Here is a 14,784-nt window from a genome sequence, read left to right on the forward strand (position 1 = left end):
CCTTACGATCTAGCTGACTGCTTAAATAACCTTGGCCAAAAGGCCACGCTACGCGAACAACCAACTAACCCAAAAAAAAATAGCCGCAGAAATACTTTCCACGGCTAGGAATTTTCGCTTATGCACTCAATTTTCTCACCTATCCGATCAAAATCGGATGCTTTTTCCAGGGGGGAAACCCCCCCCTGAAATTTAAAGTCTTAACGCCAAATCCAATATCTCATCATAATCGTAATAAATTCTCCTGGATTTCCCGTCGGTTGAAGAGGACCCCAGTCAGTAAGTTGAGCGTAGCCCAGGCCATTAAGGATATATACGGTATGGGTTATTTGCTCGCGAGACCCTTTTAAAATGTACGGAACAACGAATCCGTTTGAATTATCGTTTGAATTTGGCTGAGAGTTTTGAGACATAAACGAATAATTGTTTTTAGATTTATAACTATAATAATAATGATTACAAAATATTTTGTCAAGGATTTTTAGAATTTTTTCTGTGGAGGGGTAATTGAAATAAAAGTGATCTATCAGCGGTCAGCTATCAGCGGTCAGCTATCAGCTATCAGCTATCAGAATAATGCTTTAAATTTGGATATATAATGAATAATATTTGTGGATTTTGTAGGGTGCGTTAGGCGGTTTGCTTCAGAAAATTCTATGATCTAACCAAAGTTGAAGCCGTAACGCACCGTGGTATTGGTTGAGAATGGTTTGGTTTCAATTTGTATATTGATGCTGCCTTTCTTTTCAGGCTTCGCACCCTACAAGAGCGATTGCACTTCAATTCAAAGTTCAAAATTAAAAATTAAAAATTAAGGAATAAAATCTTGTAAGTGGGGTAGGGTGGGCAAATTGTGAGAGGCAAGGCTATTAGATCAGTTATCCTGTCGATTTGCCCACCCTACAAGAGCGATTGACATGCAGGTCACGCTAAAAGCGATCGCATTCGGTCGGGTTGGGTGGGCAAATTGTGAGAGGCAAGGCCATTAGATCAGTTATCCTGTCGATTTGCCCACCCTACAAGAGCTAGCCTCTCTAGGAGAGCCATTATTCTTTTTTTTGAATTGATAATTTTGAATTTTGAATTGATTGGGTTGGGGGTTGCGAAAAAGACGGTGGAACGCATGGTGGATAAGGTGACTCGGCTTTATGAGCAGAATGCGGATCTTGAACGCATTGAGACGTACCTTAACCATTGGTGGCGGTGGGTGAGATGTGGGGTGGATGGGGTGAGTCTGTTTGGTTTTGGGTTGGTGAATTACTTTGCTTTAACCCAAAAGACAACAGGGGCTTACCCATTCGGTAGGGTAGGGTGGGCAAATACTGTACGTTTGGCAATTTCCTCAGGAATCATCTACATGCAGCCCACCCTACTAGCTCCTTGTACGCACTGTTCCCTAATATCCTGGGGTAGGGTGGGCAAATTATGAGACTTTGACCCGTTTTTCGGTGAGCATGGCCATTAGCACACCCTACTAGCTTTTTCCTTCCAACTCGTTTTGCCTTTGGGTTGGGTCATATAGTTTGAACACACAATATGATCCTTTGTACCGACCCATGCAGCCCACACCTCTGATGGTTTACTTTTGGTGACAATCATGCTACCATCCTAACCCATACGCACAGCCTTTTTTCTATGCTTTTATATCTTTTTTGTATTGTTCCTTTTCCTGAGGGAACTCATACATTAAATCATAATCACACGCCCCCCTGTAGTATTCAGTATCGCATTTAATTACTGGGCCACTTCCATCGTTCAGACTACTAGCTATTTTGTGTAATGCATCTTTTCCTTGCCCTAACGCTGTGTGGTCTATTCTTCCTTCTTTTATGTATACTGTTATCTCTTTATCCGCAATTGCCTCGTACTGATCCACTAGGTTATCAACCTTTAGATCACTCTTTTTTTTCTCCGGATTACCCCCTGAAAACACATATCCATGACAATTACCATTGCCAAAATCCACAACACTACAATCAATAAATTGCTTGTAGAACTGATTGGACTCACATGTTGCCAACCATTCATCAGTACGGTCCTGTCTTTCGCGCTTGGACATATGATCATCTTCATCCACCTCTATCATCACCATCTTAGGATCTCCCATTTTCTGGATTAGTTTGGTTGTTGAACACCTTACTTTGTCGGTTTTTTCGTATTCCACCCTACTGCACCTTTTTTTATTTGGGGTAATGTGAACTTTGTTCCTATTGGTTGTCTCCTGCTCCTCTATAAACACATTCCTTTTTCTCTTTGTATTTCCAACCGCCTCTCCCTCGAAATTCTGATCCTTTGTTTTCTCTTTTATCCTCCCATGCTTTTGCCATCCCTTTTTTCCCATCTCCTCCGCTTCTTTCTCCAACCCCGTTTCATCCTTGATTTGTAACCCGAACTTTTGCATCCCTGGCTTCACCCTCCCCTCCATCTGCTGCACCACATGCCACGCCTCATGAGCCAAATGTTTCTGCTGCCCCGGTCCCACATGAATATCCGTCCCCTGTGTATAGGCCAATGCCTGCAATTGCGCCGGTTTCGAGGAATTATAATGCACCCTCACATCATCCATCGAATAGCCAGAGAGGTTTTCAACGCCTGCTTTGAGGCGATCAGGCAAGCCAGTTTTGTTTTGATTATCACTCCTCGATGCCCTCAAGCTTTCCCCTGTTATCACCGTATCCCCCGTCAACGGTTGTGCTCTCCGCTGCACCATATTCCTTTTAGGCTGCACTACCTGATGCCCACCTCGATTCGCCCCTTCCTGGTTTTTATCGACCGGCAGTCCTATAGTTAGCTTTGCTTGCAGCCCCTTTTCATACCATCCTGTGTCGGGCACGTATTGTCCCGTTTCCAGGGAGTGCATCACATTAGCCATTCTACTGCCCCATTCCCCGACCGCCTCTTCGGCGTTCCAATCCCTGTCCTCTGCATCCAATCTTCTTCTCGAACCAATCGGTCTGGAGTCTTTCTTTTTTTGCCCAATTGTCCTAGAGGTAGAGTGAGAATATTTCGGTTTATAGGTATGAGTAGTTCGCATAGCTATTTCCTTTTACCTTGTACCCTTGATGAAAACAATATCAGTCGATCATGTCCTGTGCATGGAGCATTATGGCACCCCAAACTCAAACCAACTGGTATCACACAAATTATAGTTCTCTGTTTCAATAAATCGAGATACTTCGTAACTCTTTATCAAACTAAATAAAAGGTAAAATAAATCAACAAAGCGTTACTGAAATTGTTGACGAGACCTCTGCCCTGAAAACAATATAATATATTCCATCACTTGCGCTTTGAAAGGGATATCTTGCTCATGTGCGCGGGAATCGAAATAGAACTTTTATTCGATTCTTTGTATTCCAAAGGGGTAGGGTGGGCAAATACCATACTTTCTGACCCTATCCTCACGGATTCGAGTCCATTTGCCCACCCTACTCATCGGTAAATAATAGTAGTGGAGTGGTGCAATTATCTCGCTGGGATCTTTGTGGTAGGGTGGGCAAATACTGTGAATCTGACCATGAGTAGTCGAATACTACAAGGGCTCAACACGCCATAGTGGTAGGGTGGGCAATTACTGATCCTCTCACCATTAGATCACGAATACTGTCAATTTGCCCACCCTACAAGGGCTCATCGGTCCATAGTAGTGGAGTGGTGCAATTATCTCGCTGCGATCTATGTGGTAGGGTGGGCAATTACTGTGCATCTCACCATTAGATCACGAATACTGTCGATTTGCCCACCCTACAAGAGCTTGCTACTTGGGCTAGGACTCATGAGGTACAGTATTCTTTGACGTTGATTCCCTGTTTTAATGCAGCGCATCGCTATTCCCTCTTATCTCTTCCCTGTTCCCTGTTCCCTGTTCCCTGTTCCCTAAAATCTAGAAATTGTGTACCTCACATGTCGTAGAATTGCTATATACTAAATTCCTGATGCCCGGCAGTATTTACTAGCACTGTAATGGTAAACAAACCGTAAATATACTGCCTTGGTTTAACTGCGATCGCACTTTCACATTCCCCCCCATCCCCTCGACCAAAGTCCTGACAATGGATAGACCCAAACCCGCGCCACCGGTAGAACGAGTTCTAGTTTCATCGACCCGATAGAAGCGGTCGAAAATACGGGCTTGTTGTTTTAAAGGTATACCAATACCACGATCACAGACCTCAATTCTGCCACGGCCATCTACCTGAGATAACTTAACGGTGACTGGTTTATCGACATTAGAGTATTTGACGGCATTATCAATCAAATTCAGTAGGACTTGTTTGAGGCGATTGATATCAGCTTTGACCCAAATCCCAGGTTTATTACTCTCAACTTTAATAACTCGCTTAGTATATTGTCTTGCCATCTCAGCCACTTCTTCAACCAAGTCATCTAGAACAAAGGTTTCTAGATTGAAGTGTATATGACCACTATCCGCTCGTGCTAAATCCAGTAAATCCTGCAACATTTGCACGGTGCGGTCAGCTTCTGAAGACGCAATTTCTAGGGCTTCGCGCTGAGGTGGAGTCAAATTAGCACCGCGACGTAACGTACTTTGGACATAACCAGAGACTAAGGTTAAAGGAGTACGCAATTCATGGGATACATTGCTAACAAATTGCCGTTGATTTTCTAAGGCATCATTCAGACGCACGAGCATTTCGTCAAAGGTTTGTGCCAATTCTCTAACTTCAGTGGGAGCATTATCGAGCTGTATTTGCACATCTCCCAAATCATCAGCAGAAATACTTTCAGTTAGCTGACTCATCATCTGTAGTGGTTGGAGCGATCGCTTAATATAGAATGCGATCGCAATACACATTCCTCCAATAGCCAATGCTGTAGCAATCCCCAGACTCCGGATCAGCTGCAAAAACATCTTTTGATCACTAGTAATGTCTTGGGCAATGTAAAACTTACCAAGATTGGATTGCTTAACTTCCAAACTAGTGCCGCAAACCACCCAGTAGGTTCCATTTACTTCCAAGACTTCCGGCATGGGCGGTATCTGTGGCAAATACTTTGGAGACGTCAGAGTTTCAATCACCTCTAGCGCTTCAGATTGAGCAACAATACCATCTTTGGGATGCTTTACCCAGAGTAGGGTGTTACTATTGCTGAGTTTATCAATTGCTTTTTGCATTCCAGTTTCCATGGTAACCATATCGCTATAGATTTCCACATCCTGGGGGAAGCGCTCTGCAATATAACTAATACTCTGTTTGTGAGTAGAAACCAGAATATCCTGCATTTTCCAGCTGGTCCAAATTGCCAAACTCCCCATACCTAAGGCTGAAACAGCGGCAATTCCTAAGGTTAGTCTTACCCGTAGGGAACGTAAATCAAGATTGAGGTAGGAGTTATTCAATAATTTTTCCAGCAAACGGCTGGGGAACTTCATCAGTTTTTGTAAGAATATTTATATTAATATTACTGATTATTAGTTTGACAGAACAATCTGAGAAATTACTGATAGACTAGTTAAAATCAGATAACTAATATCTGCTTTGGGAGGATGGGGATTGTCAAGCTATACCAAAGGGAACAGGGAACAGGGAACAGGGAACAGGGAGTAGGGAGTAGGGAGTAGGGAAAAGGGAACAAAAATTCTCGCAATTCTTTTAGGGTTCTTGGTATAGGGAAATTGGGAATTGGTAACTATTATTACTATCCTGCCATAACTCCTGGAATATAAACACTACCAAAAACTCGACCGATAACACTACTAAAGTAATTTAACACGATCTGATTGGGTAGACTAGCCTAAACTTAGTAAAAGTAAGTATCTTCTTGTAGCCGAGTAAAAAGCCACCGTGTTGAACTGGATTTATTTAACTCCCTATCGAGATTTATTTTAGTTGATTAACATAGCCCAATTATGAGTATCGGTAATCGGTAAAATAACGTATATTTATACTATCTACCAATGGTAATTTATTTGTGAACAATAACAAGTGGTGATAGGTAAGCCTCTCACCCGCTCATGACCTTATTCGATGACCTGATCTAAGCTTGAGTATATAGCACTACCCATTAAAGTGTTTGACATTGATACAAGCTGAAAACCTTGTGTAGTAAACTTTTGCCTTCCCCTCCTGGGAGGGGTTAGGGGTGGGTTCCTCTTGCCTCTTGCCTTGGGCGTAGCGCGCTTATTAGACCTCTAGCAAAAGTCAAAAACTAGTCTCCATAATCCTTCCGAGATTGGATATCCGAAGTTTTGTACTGCTGTAAGAAGTCTAATTTCTAGTTCTATCAATATCCCCTTCTAGTCATTACCGACAATTTAATTATGAAACGTTTTGGAAATTTACTGCTAATTTTGTCAGGAATCCTAATGGCGGGTGAAGCCTCAACTGCCTTAGCTGAGTCTGCCAAAACCGGGGAATGGGAACCGATCCAACACAGTATTGAACCTCTAACTGTCTCACATTTAGGGGCTACTGAGGTTTCTCACATGTCAGAGTATACTCAAGTTCCTAGGTCAGGGGATATATCTGAAACTGAAGCATCGACTACCGATGCCCCTACCGAAACTTCCGATACTGGTATACCTATACCTAGAAATCCTATAGATATAGAAGTGCCATTACCGGATAATTCCACTGAAGACACTAAGCAGCAAGATACCTTAGTAGATAGGGAGCTTCCAGAAACAGACACTTCTACGACAACAGTACCTACAATAGACTCAGATACCAAAGATAAAGAAACTGCGGATACAGAGGCTTCGGATAAAGAAACTCCAGATACAGAGGCTTCGGATACAGAAACTGCGGATACACAAACTCCAGATACAGAAACTGCGGATACAGAAACTGCGGATACAGAGGCTTCGGATAAAGAAACTGCGGAAACAGAAACTGCGGATACAGAAACTCCAGATACAGAAACTGCGGATACAGAGGTAGAGAAAGAAGAAACCACAACGGCTGTTGACGCTGAAGAAAAAGACCTGGAAGCAGAAGCTGAAGAACTCAGCCCAGAAGAACTGGCAAAACAGCAAAAACTTATTGAAGCCGATAGACTTTATCTAAGTGGAGATATAATTGGTGCTGAACAACTATATCGTGAAGCAAAGAATCCGTTTGATAATCCAGAACCAGTTCAAAAACTACCGGAGCCAATTTACGAAACCACTCAACTCTCTCCCGCTGGTGGAGTGTACTGGCGTAACTATGAGTCAGGGTTAGAAAAGAATTTAGAAAGTAAAATTCTGATTCCCCTCAAGTTTTTAGTAGAGCAGCAACCAGAATTTATTCCCGGTCATATACGCTATGCTCAAGCTCTAAAAGATTATGAGCGCCTTGATGAAGCCTTAGTAGTTTTAACGCAAGCTAAAAATCTATATCCCAATGAGCCGGAATTAATCAAGGTAACCATGGCAATGCTAGCAGACTCAGAAAATTGGTATGAAGCATCTCTGGTAGCTCGTGAATTTGCCCTGTTTAATACTGAGCATCCTCAATCGGAAGAGTTTCTTCAGCTGGCTGATCAGCATCTAGACCGCCACATTTCCCATCTCCGGAATGAAATTACCGGTAATACAATAATGAATGTGATCACTGGAACATTAGGTTTTGTCTTTACTGGCAATCTTTTTGGTCCCCTGTCGGCAATAGAGTCAACTGTATTAATGCTTCAGGGAGAATCAGGCATTGGGAAAAGAATTGCTAAGCAAGCACAAAAGCAATTACCGATGCTAGAAGACGAAGAAGTGCTGGAGTATGTGCGGGAAATGGGAAATGAACTTACCAAGGTAACAGGTCGCGATGAGTTTAACTACGAGTTTTTTGTAGTTATGGATGACCAACTCAATGCTTTTGCTCTACCAGGAGGTAAAATATTTATCAACGCTGGGGCTATCCTAAAAACCAAGTCCGAAGCAGAATTAGCTGGTTTACTGGCTCACGAACTATCTCATGCTGTCTTATCCCACGGTTTCCAATTAGTCACTCAAGGTAACTTGACCGCTAACATTACCCAATTTATTCCCTATGGTGGCACTGCTGCTAATTTAATTGTACTTAACTATAGCCGGAATATGGAACGTCAGGCTGATGATTTAGGAACTAAAATTCTTGCGGCTAGTGGCTATGCAGCAGATGGATTGCGCAATTTGATGATTACTCTCCACGATCAAGGTGGACCAAAACCTTTATTTCCTTGGCTTTCAACTCACCCAGAGACTAAAGAACGGATTAATAATTTGGAAGCTGTAATCGACAATAATGGTTACAACCGTTATACCTATGAAGGTGTAGAAAATCACCTAGAGATTCAGAAGCGAGTTGCTCAACTCCTCAAAGAATATGAGGAAAAACAGAAGGAAGAAGAAGAGGGAAAACAGGAGGGAAAACAAGAAGATGAGCAGGAGCAAACACAGGATAAAGAACAGGAGTTAAAACCAGAAAATGAGCAGGAGCAACAACAGGAGGAGTAATATTGATAGTATTCAGCTAATGCGCTACGCGCACGCTACGCGAACAGCGGTCAGCTTTGTGGCACAGGCTTCCAGCCTGTGACTTCACTGAGATTAAACCAATGCTTACCTGTTTTATTGTAAGCATTCAGTGGTCAGCCGTGAACATTGGCCTTTGAGCCACGCTACGGGAATGGCTCACGCTACTTCAGGTGCCGTCAGAATAAAAGAAACCTAAGCAGCTTAAGTAGCGTGCTCATAGCTCATAAGCTGATAGCTGATAACTGATAACTGATAACTGATAGCTCATAAGCTGATAGCTGTTCGCGAAGCGTGCGCGTAGCGCTTTAGCTGATAGCTGAATACTTAAAATCACATTGCTTCAAGTTCCTTACCTTTGGTTTCCCGAACTGCGAAAACAACTAAGAAAAAGGAGATAGCAGCAGCAATGGTATAAAGACCATAAGCAGTACCTAAACCAAATCTGGTCAGGAGAATGGGGAAAGTGATGGTAATGAAAAAATTGGCCAGCCATTGAGTGGAAGCACCAACAGACAGTGCAGAGCCTCGAATCTGGTTGTTGAACATTTCCCCTAGCATCACCCAGACCACTGGTCCCCAGGAAAAGCCAAAGCAGAACACATAGAGGTTAGCGGCGAAGAGGGCAACAATCCCTTGAGAGTGAGTCAGAATCAATTCACCAGCACTATCCAACTGGGCGAAACTGAAAATAAATGCCATTATTCCCAAGGTCAATGTCATGCCAATAGACCCGATCAGCAGAAGGGGTTTGCGTCCAAACTTGTCGATGTATGCGATCGCTAAAAGGGTAGTAAGAAGATTAATAGCGCCAGTAATAACATTAATTAGCAGGGAATCCCCTTCTGAAAACCCTACCTCTTGCCATAACACATTACCATAGTAGAATACTACATTAATTCCCACAAACTGTTGAAATATAGATAGCCCCATGCCTAGCCAGACAATGGGAAGCAGCATACCATTTTTACCAATCAGATCAGACAGTTTAGGCTTGCGCTCCTTGAGAACTGTTTGCTGAATTTCCAAGACCTTGGCTTGGACATCACCACTCTCAATCTTGGCGAAAACAGCAGCAGCTTTTGTCAAGCGGCCAATGGAGACCAAAAAGCGGGGAGATTCAGGAATTAACCAAGCCCCCACCCAATAAACAGTTGCTGGAATAAGCTCCATCCAGAACATCCAGCGCCAAGCCGGTATAGAAAACCAAAGTGGTGCTTCTGGTGAACCGGTAACCATACTAATCAAGTAGTTGCTGACAAAAGCAATAAAAATACCAATAACAATTGCCAATTGCTGCAGAGAACCTAACCTTCCCCGCAGGTGAGCTGGAGAAACCTCTGCGATGTAAGCTGGACTAATTACACTAGCGGCACCCACAGCAATGCCACCCACTAGTCGATAGACTACAAAATCCCAGATACCGATTGCTATACCAGAGCCAATGGCACTGATCGTAAATAAAGCAGCAGTCATCAGCATCACCTTTTTGCGGCCATACCAATCTGCCATCTGTCCAGCGTAAAACGCCCCAACTGCAGAACCTAGCAGCATCGAAGATACTGAGAATCCCGTCCCGACGCTAGTGGAGTTAAAGGCTTTTTGCAGTGCTGTAATCGTGCCATTAATCACTGCACTATCGAAACCGAATAAAAAACCACCAATGGCAGCAACTCCGGAAATAAGAATTACAAAAGATATATCGTATTGTTGTTTGTCATTTATCATTGATAGCAGTTCTCAATGGGGTTAGGTACTTTCGTCTTGGATTAATGGGAGTAGGGAGTAGGGAGTAGCGCTGGATCGCTTTACAATTTTGCTTTTCAATTTTCCATGTTCATCGATACTTTGCATACCTGGAAGCTTTTGCTCTAATTCTTTAGGTGGACAAGTTGCCAGTTAAGCAACTGTCTATGGAAAGAACGACCTATTACCTTAGGCATAGCAGGGTTCAATAGTAGACAGAGTTAGGATTAAAGCCGAATCTTACTCAGACCTTAAGTACCACGGGATTGTGTACAGGTTTAAATAGTGGCATGAGATACCTCACGAAGCTTTAAAAAAGGAAAGTAGAGTTTAAAGGTAAGGTAAAGCTGAGGGAGCAGGCAGCAAATGGAATCAACTAAAAACCCCACTATGGAAGAGATGAACCTATTCTCAGAGCCTGGCACTGGCAAGGTAGAAAAGACAATTACCCCTCATAAGCCAGGACGAGTCAAGTATAAAGCAACTTACTGGCCAGCAGAAGTATGCTCCGATTTTCAAGTCACCCTTGAACCTGAAGACCCAGTTACAGTTGTTGGTCGGCGGGGCATTACTCTGATTGTGGTACCAGTGGGTTATATTTTTCCCGACGATTCCCAAGAGTCGAGCCATAACCTAGCCACAGGGATTGTCTCACGCTTGTTGAGTTGGACTCAACGATTGGCTTGAGTGTCTACAGTATTTTGACATTAAACCAAACTAATTAACTAATTAACTTCCATAGCCCAATACTGACCACGGGTCAGTATTGGGCTTCTAGGTTTATTTGAACTTTGCCACTAAGATCACTATTCTGAGCGACTTAGGAAATAACTCTACCGTTACAGTTCCTTAATAATTTTCCCTATTTAATAGCTGAGTTTACTAGAAGTTTGACACTAAGGTTACTTTTTATTTATAATATTGTTATCGGTATAGTTTTTATAAACAGCTATGAATAAGTGCGTTTGTACTACTGAAGCAGCATCTCTTTTAGGTATTTCTCCTCGCCGATTGCGCCAACTCCTAGAGAAGGGTCGGGTTCGGGGTGCCTATAAAAGTGGGAAATTCTGGATTATTCCCCTGTTCAACAATCTGCCTCAAATCATTAAAGGCACTAGAGGACCAAAAGGAAAATGGCGTACCAGTCGTACTCCGGCTCTAGCCAAGATTAATGTCAACCGCAATCACATTGGCTCGAATATCAACAAAAGTCCTCAAGAGCGCAAGCCAGTGATTTCAGTAAAACGAAGTGGCAACAATGTATACGGCAACCAGGTAGAAATCCTCGGTCCGTGTCGGATTGTATATCAGCCGGAGAACCCACTGGCTTGTGGCGCTCGTCTGTGGATTGAAACCTTCAGTGACGTTCACTTCATTGGTGGTAGTTTTTCTGCTCGTGGTTGAAACCTGAGTTGCTAGTTATCGACAGCAGAAAACACAGATCAAAGTTTGTCGAGAATGGCAACAACTGATCACAGAATTGTGATCATAGAACTATGGAAAGCCCCCGAATTTTATCCGTGGGCATTGATTTGATGCAAAAACTTTTCCAATCGATCCATCCCCTTCTCAATGGAAGCCATATCCGTAGCATAGGAAAGACGGATACAATCATCAGCACCAAAGGCAATACCAGGAATTGCAGCAACTTGCTGGGAACTGAGTAAGCGATCGCAAAATTCCAAAGAGGTTAAACCCGTTTGACTAATATTAGGGAATAAGTAGAAAGCAGCGTCTGGCTTCAGACAAGTCAGTCCAGGCATGGCCGTGAGGCGCTCTAACATCACCTGTCGCCGTTGGACAAAGGCTTGGCGCATTTTTTCTACACAGTCAAGGGAACCTTCCAAAGCTGCGATCGCACCATACTGAGCAAAGGTACAAACATTGGAGGTGCTATGACTTTGAATTGTGGTCATTGCTTTAATTAGCTCTACTGGACCGGCTATATAACCGATACGCCAGCCGGTCATGGCAAAAGCTTTAGCAAACCCATTACTAATGATAGTGCGCTTGAATATTTCTGAGCCTACTGCCCCAATACTAAGGTGTTGAGCCCCATCGTAGCGAATTTTCTCGTAAATTTCGTCAGAAACCACCAGAATATCTTGCTCTACCACCACCTCAGCCAAGGCTTTTAGCTCTGCGGGAGTATAAACCATACCGGTGGGATTAGACGGAGAATTGAGAATAAATAATTTAGTTTGGGGTGTAATGGATGAACGGAGCTGAGCCGGTGTAATTTTGTACCCAAGAGTGGCATCTGTAGGAACAATTACAGGTTTGCCACCAGCCAGCTTTACCATTTCTGGATAGGAAAGCCAGTAGGGAGCAGGAATAATCACCTCATCTCCCACTTCAATCAGAGCCAGCATCAAGTTGAATAGGGATTGCTTACCGCCATTGGTTACAATAACGTTCTGTGTATCGTAATCCAGGTTATTCTCATGGCGCAGTTTATTTGCGATCGCAGCTCTTAGCTTTGGTTCCCCAGCGGCTGGACCATACTTAGTCTTTCCTTCATCCAGGGCTTGCTTACTGGCTGCTTTAATATGAGCAGGAGTGTCAAAATCCGGTTCTCCGGCGCTAAAACTACAAACATCAATCCCATCTGCCTTCATGGCTTTGGCTTTAGCAGCAATGGCTAAAGTTAAAGAAGGGGTAACTTGACCAACTCTTGATGCCAGCTTCATTCTCACAAATAATAACTGAGGAATTGTTAATCCGATTGCTCTTACAATCTTATCATTATCTCATAATAGCTAGCCATTCATAATTTATTTTAGATTTATTTTAGATTTATTTTAATATTTATTTAATTTTTCAGCCTTCTTTGTGATCTAATCAGGGCTAATCAATGCTGTGGGGGTTTGCTGTCAAACCATGAACTTACGTTAACTAAAGACTAGAAAATATATATTTCTTAAATTGATGTGTTTTTTTGCTGCAATTTACTTGCAATTAATTCAGACTTAAATTTATTGTTTACTTGGCTAAGTAGCAGGGAAAACGCATCTAAATGCTAGAAGCCTTACTCAGATAAGATAACAAAAACAATAAGCAAAAATACTTATCGTATTACTCTTAGATCGAGTAGGTATTTCAAAATAAGATGCCAATATCGCTGAACTAAGTAAGTAGCTAGAAAAGTGTCAGCTATTAGCTGATAGCTGGTAGCTGTTCGCGTAGCGCTAATCGCTGTTCGCTGACATTTGCCCCAACAAGTTTGTTTGGGCTTCTTTGTGTCTACTAATTAATTTTCCTGTCATTGTCGGAAGAGGATAGTGTAAATGTTAGAGGTAGAGAAATACTACAGAATCTTGGAGCTGGAGCCTGGAGCTTCACAGGAGGAGATTCACCAGGGCTACCTCGATTTGACCTGGGTATGGCATCCTGACCGTTTTTCTGGTAATCCCCGGCTACAACAGAAAGCTCACTGCAAGCTACAACAAATCAATGAAGCTCATGCCCAATTGCGCTCTTTACAAAAAACTCTCGGTTGGAAAAATAGACACCCCAAGCCTAAACCCCAGAAGCAATCATCATTAAAGAACCAATATCGTAAGTCAGATTTATATAAACGGGAAGTTAATTCTGTAACCACCGAACCTAGTGAAAGTAAAACTGGGAGTCAGAATCAGGGAAGTCCAAAGTCTAGGCGTGTCTATACTAGCCAGAAAATCGATGATTGGTTAGATTAACAGACTGGTGATTATTTGTGATTACTTGATTGGTGCTCTAATTGCTTAAGGTTTCTATATCCTGTCGGTAGGCAATTAAAGCGTGACGATTGCGGTATTCGGCTATAGCACGCAGAATTGCATCAGACACTTCCCGAGATACGATCGTCTTAATTTCAACATTGGTGTTGTAGCCCGGAATATCTCCTAGGCGTCTGCCGTGACCCCCCTCTCCCCTTACATCACTAACAGTATAACCAGTAGCCCCTTGGCTTTTGATTAGCTTGACAAGGCTTTCTCGAATTACTGATTCACCAATGATGGTGACTAAGACAGCATTATTGATGGGAGCATCTTCTGTAGACATAGGAAATTCCATAATCCTGACATCTACTAGTCTAGAATTTTATTAGTCTAGAATTTTCTAGTCTAGACTATATAGATGTTAATTTTTAGTTATCAATGGGATTGACCTACGGTCACGCTACGGGAACCCATTGATAACTAAGCTCAACTATACCGATTAGTGGGTAATTTCAAATCCCTGCAAACCTTCTGGTGTCTCATTCTTAACCACCACATTGTCAACCACAGCATTTAACGGTCCGCTATGACACCAACGAACCATAGCTTCTACTGCTGCGGTATTTCCTTCAAACACTGCTTCCACACGCTTATCAAGAAGATTTCTGACCCAGCCATTCACCCCTAGATGCTTAGCTTGAAGCATTGTAGCGTAGCGATAACCAACTCCTTGAACTCTTCCGGAAATAAAAACATGGGTGCGGATTTGCTTGTGTGGTGTTGATGAGTTTTGCATTTAGCAGTTTGCTGTTGACTACATCAAGTTAATGTTGAAGGTTGTTCGCCCTAGGCGTCCAAAGTAGTGGTGCGACCCCGGTCGAGTTA

13 protein-coding genes are annotated in these 14,784 nt (G+C 42.7%); 6 read left to right on the forward strand and 7 right to left on the reverse strand.

The window, feature by feature from the left end; all coding sequences use genetic code 11:
• Nucleotides 1-1,072 precede the first annotated feature (1,072 nt).
• Nucleotides 1,073-1,429 carry a hypothetical protein gene (locus F6K52_RS19360; RefSeq protein WP_293081101.1) on the forward strand — a complete coding sequence of 119 codons (357 nt, stop codon included), beginning with the start codon at nucleotides 1,073-1,075 and terminating at the stop codon, nucleotides 1,427-1,429.
• Between the two features lie 204 nt (nucleotides 1,430-1,633).
• Here F6K52_RS19360 and F6K52_RS19365 read toward each other — a convergent pair whose 3' ends face one another.
• Nucleotides 1,634-3,034: a DUF4157 domain-containing protein gene (locus F6K52_RS19365; RefSeq protein ID WP_293081103.1), complete on the reverse strand. Its 1,401-nt coding sequence runs from the start codon at nucleotides 3,032-3,034 to the stop codon at nucleotides 1,634-1,636.
• Between the two features lie 701 nt (nucleotides 3,035-3,735).
• Between F6K52_RS19365 and F6K52_RS19370 the strand changes: the two genes are divergently transcribed.
• A complete protein-coding gene (locus F6K52_RS19370) occupies nucleotides 3,736-3,912 on the forward strand; it encodes a hypothetical protein (RefSeq protein ID WP_293081105.1) in 177 nt (58 codons plus the stop codon).
• Between the two features lie 40 nt (nucleotides 3,913-3,952).
• Here the strand turns inward: F6K52_RS19370 and F6K52_RS19375 are convergent, their stop codons facing one another.
• On the reverse strand, nucleotides 3,953-5,395 hold the full coding sequence (locus tag F6K52_RS19375; RefSeq protein ID WP_293081109.1) for a HAMP domain-containing sensor histidine kinase: 1,443 nt from the start codon (nucleotides 5,393-5,395) through the stop codon (nucleotides 3,953-3,955).
• Nucleotides 5,396-5,481: 86 nt separating this feature from the next.
• Nucleotides 5,482-5,610 carry a hypothetical protein gene (locus F6K52_RS19380; RefSeq protein ID WP_293081113.1) on the reverse strand — a complete coding sequence of 43 codons (129 nt, stop codon included), beginning with the start codon at nucleotides 5,608-5,610 and terminating at the stop codon, nucleotides 5,482-5,484.
• 673 nt (nucleotides 5,611-6,283) lie between these two features.
• Between F6K52_RS19380 and F6K52_RS19385 the strand changes: the two genes are divergently transcribed.
• Entirely contained in the window at nucleotides 6,284-8,434 is a 2,151-nt protein-coding gene (locus F6K52_RS19385) for a M48 family metalloprotease (protein WP_293081117.1), read from the forward strand.
• Between the two features lie 351 nt (nucleotides 8,435-8,785).
• On the opposite strand, the gene F6K52_RS19390 is transcribed toward F6K52_RS19385, so the two are convergent.
• Entirely contained in the window at nucleotides 8,786-10,180 is a 1,395-nt protein-coding gene (locus F6K52_RS19390) for a sugar porter family MFS transporter (protein WP_293081122.1), read from the reverse strand.
• Between the two features lie 384 nt (nucleotides 10,181-10,564).
• Here F6K52_RS19390 and F6K52_RS19395 point away from each other — a divergent pair, with 384 nt between their 5' ends.
• Nucleotides 10,565-10,885, forward strand: a complete 321-nt coding sequence (locus F6K52_RS19395; RefSeq protein ID WP_075903262.1) for an NfeD family protein — start codon at nucleotides 10,565-10,567, stop codon at nucleotides 10,883-10,885.
• A gap of 264 nt (nucleotides 10,886-11,149) precedes the next feature.
• On the forward strand, nucleotides 11,150-11,602 hold the full coding sequence (locus tag F6K52_RS19400) for a helix-turn-helix domain-containing protein (protein ID WP_293081125.1): 453 nt from the start codon (nucleotides 11,150-11,152) through the stop codon (nucleotides 11,600-11,602).
• A gap of 110 nt (nucleotides 11,603-11,712) precedes the next feature.
• Here the strand turns inward: F6K52_RS19400 and F6K52_RS19405 are convergent, their stop codons facing one another.
• Nucleotides 11,713-12,888 (reverse strand): pyridoxal phosphate-dependent aminotransferase, encoded by a 1,176-nt coding sequence (locus F6K52_RS19405; protein ID WP_293081127.1) that lies wholly within the window; start codon nucleotides 12,886-12,888, stop codon nucleotides 11,713-11,715.
• Between the two features lie 597 nt (nucleotides 12,889-13,485).
• Here F6K52_RS19405 and F6K52_RS19410 point away from each other — a divergent pair.
• A complete protein-coding gene (locus F6K52_RS19410; protein WP_293081132.1) occupies nucleotides 13,486-13,896 on the forward strand; it encodes a J domain-containing protein in 411 nt (136 codons plus the stop codon).
• A 37-nt stretch (nucleotides 13,897-13,933) separates the two neighbouring features.
• Here F6K52_RS19410 and F6K52_RS19415 read toward each other — a convergent pair whose 3' ends face one another.
• Together F6K52_RS19415 and F6K52_RS19420 are read right to left on the reverse strand one after the other, a co-directional pair.
• Entirely contained in the window at nucleotides 13,934-14,254 is a 321-nt protein-coding gene (locus F6K52_RS19415) for a hypothetical protein (protein WP_293062792.1), read from the reverse strand.
• A gap of 144 nt (nucleotides 14,255-14,398) precedes the next feature.
• Nucleotides 14,399-14,695 carry an acylphosphatase gene (locus F6K52_RS19420; protein ID WP_070395102.1) on the reverse strand — a complete coding sequence of 99 codons (297 nt, stop codon included), beginning with the start codon at nucleotides 14,693-14,695 and terminating at the stop codon, nucleotides 14,399-14,401.
• Nucleotides 14,696-14,784 lie beyond the last annotated feature (89 nt).

The sequence above is a fragment of the Moorena sp. SIO3H5 genome (assembly GCF_010692395.1).
Classification (GTDB): domain Bacteria; phylum Cyanobacteriota; class Cyanobacteriia; order Cyanobacteriales; family Coleofasciculaceae; genus Moorena.

What these genes read in the sequence shown, in the direction of transcription:
- F6K52_RS19365 (WP_293081103.1), bottom strand. Translation starts at nt 3,034, where the DNA reads ATGCGAACTACTCATACCTATAAACCGAAATATTCTCACTCTACCTCT.
- F6K52_RS19375 (WP_293081109.1), bottom strand. Translation starts at nt 5,395, where the DNA reads ATGAAGTTCCCCAGCCGTTTGCTGGAAAAATTATTGAATAACTCCTAC.
- F6K52_RS19385 (WP_293081117.1), top strand. Translation starts at nt 6,284, where the DNA reads ATGAAACGTTTTGGAAATTTACTGCTAATTTTGTCAGGAATCCTAATG.
- F6K52_RS19390 (WP_293081122.1), bottom strand. Translation starts at nt 10,180, where the DNA reads ATGATAAATGACAAACAACAATACGATATATCTTTTGTAATTCTTATT.
- F6K52_RS19395 (WP_075903262.1), top strand. Translation starts at nt 10,565, where the DNA reads ATGGAATCAACTAAAAACCCCACTATGGAAGAGATGAACCTATTCTCA.
- F6K52_RS19400 (WP_293081125.1), top strand. Translation starts at nt 11,150, where the DNA reads ATGAATAAGTGCGTTTGTACTACTGAAGCAGCATCTCTTTTAGGTATT.
- F6K52_RS19405 (WP_293081127.1), bottom strand. Translation starts at nt 12,888, where the DNA reads ATGAAGCTGGCATCAAGAGTTGGTCAAGTTACCCCTTCTTTAACTTTA.
- F6K52_RS19410 (WP_293081132.1), top strand. Translation starts at nt 13,486, where the DNA reads ATGTTAGAGGTAGAGAAATACTACAGAATCTTGGAGCTGGAGCCTGGA.
- F6K52_RS19415 (WP_293062792.1), bottom strand. Translation starts at nt 14,254, where the DNA reads ATGGAATTTCCTATGTCTACAGAAGATGCTCCCATCAATAATGCTGTC.
- F6K52_RS19420 (WP_070395102.1), bottom strand. Translation starts at nt 14,695, where the DNA reads ATGCAAAACTCATCAACACCACACAAGCAAATCCGCACCCATGTTTTT.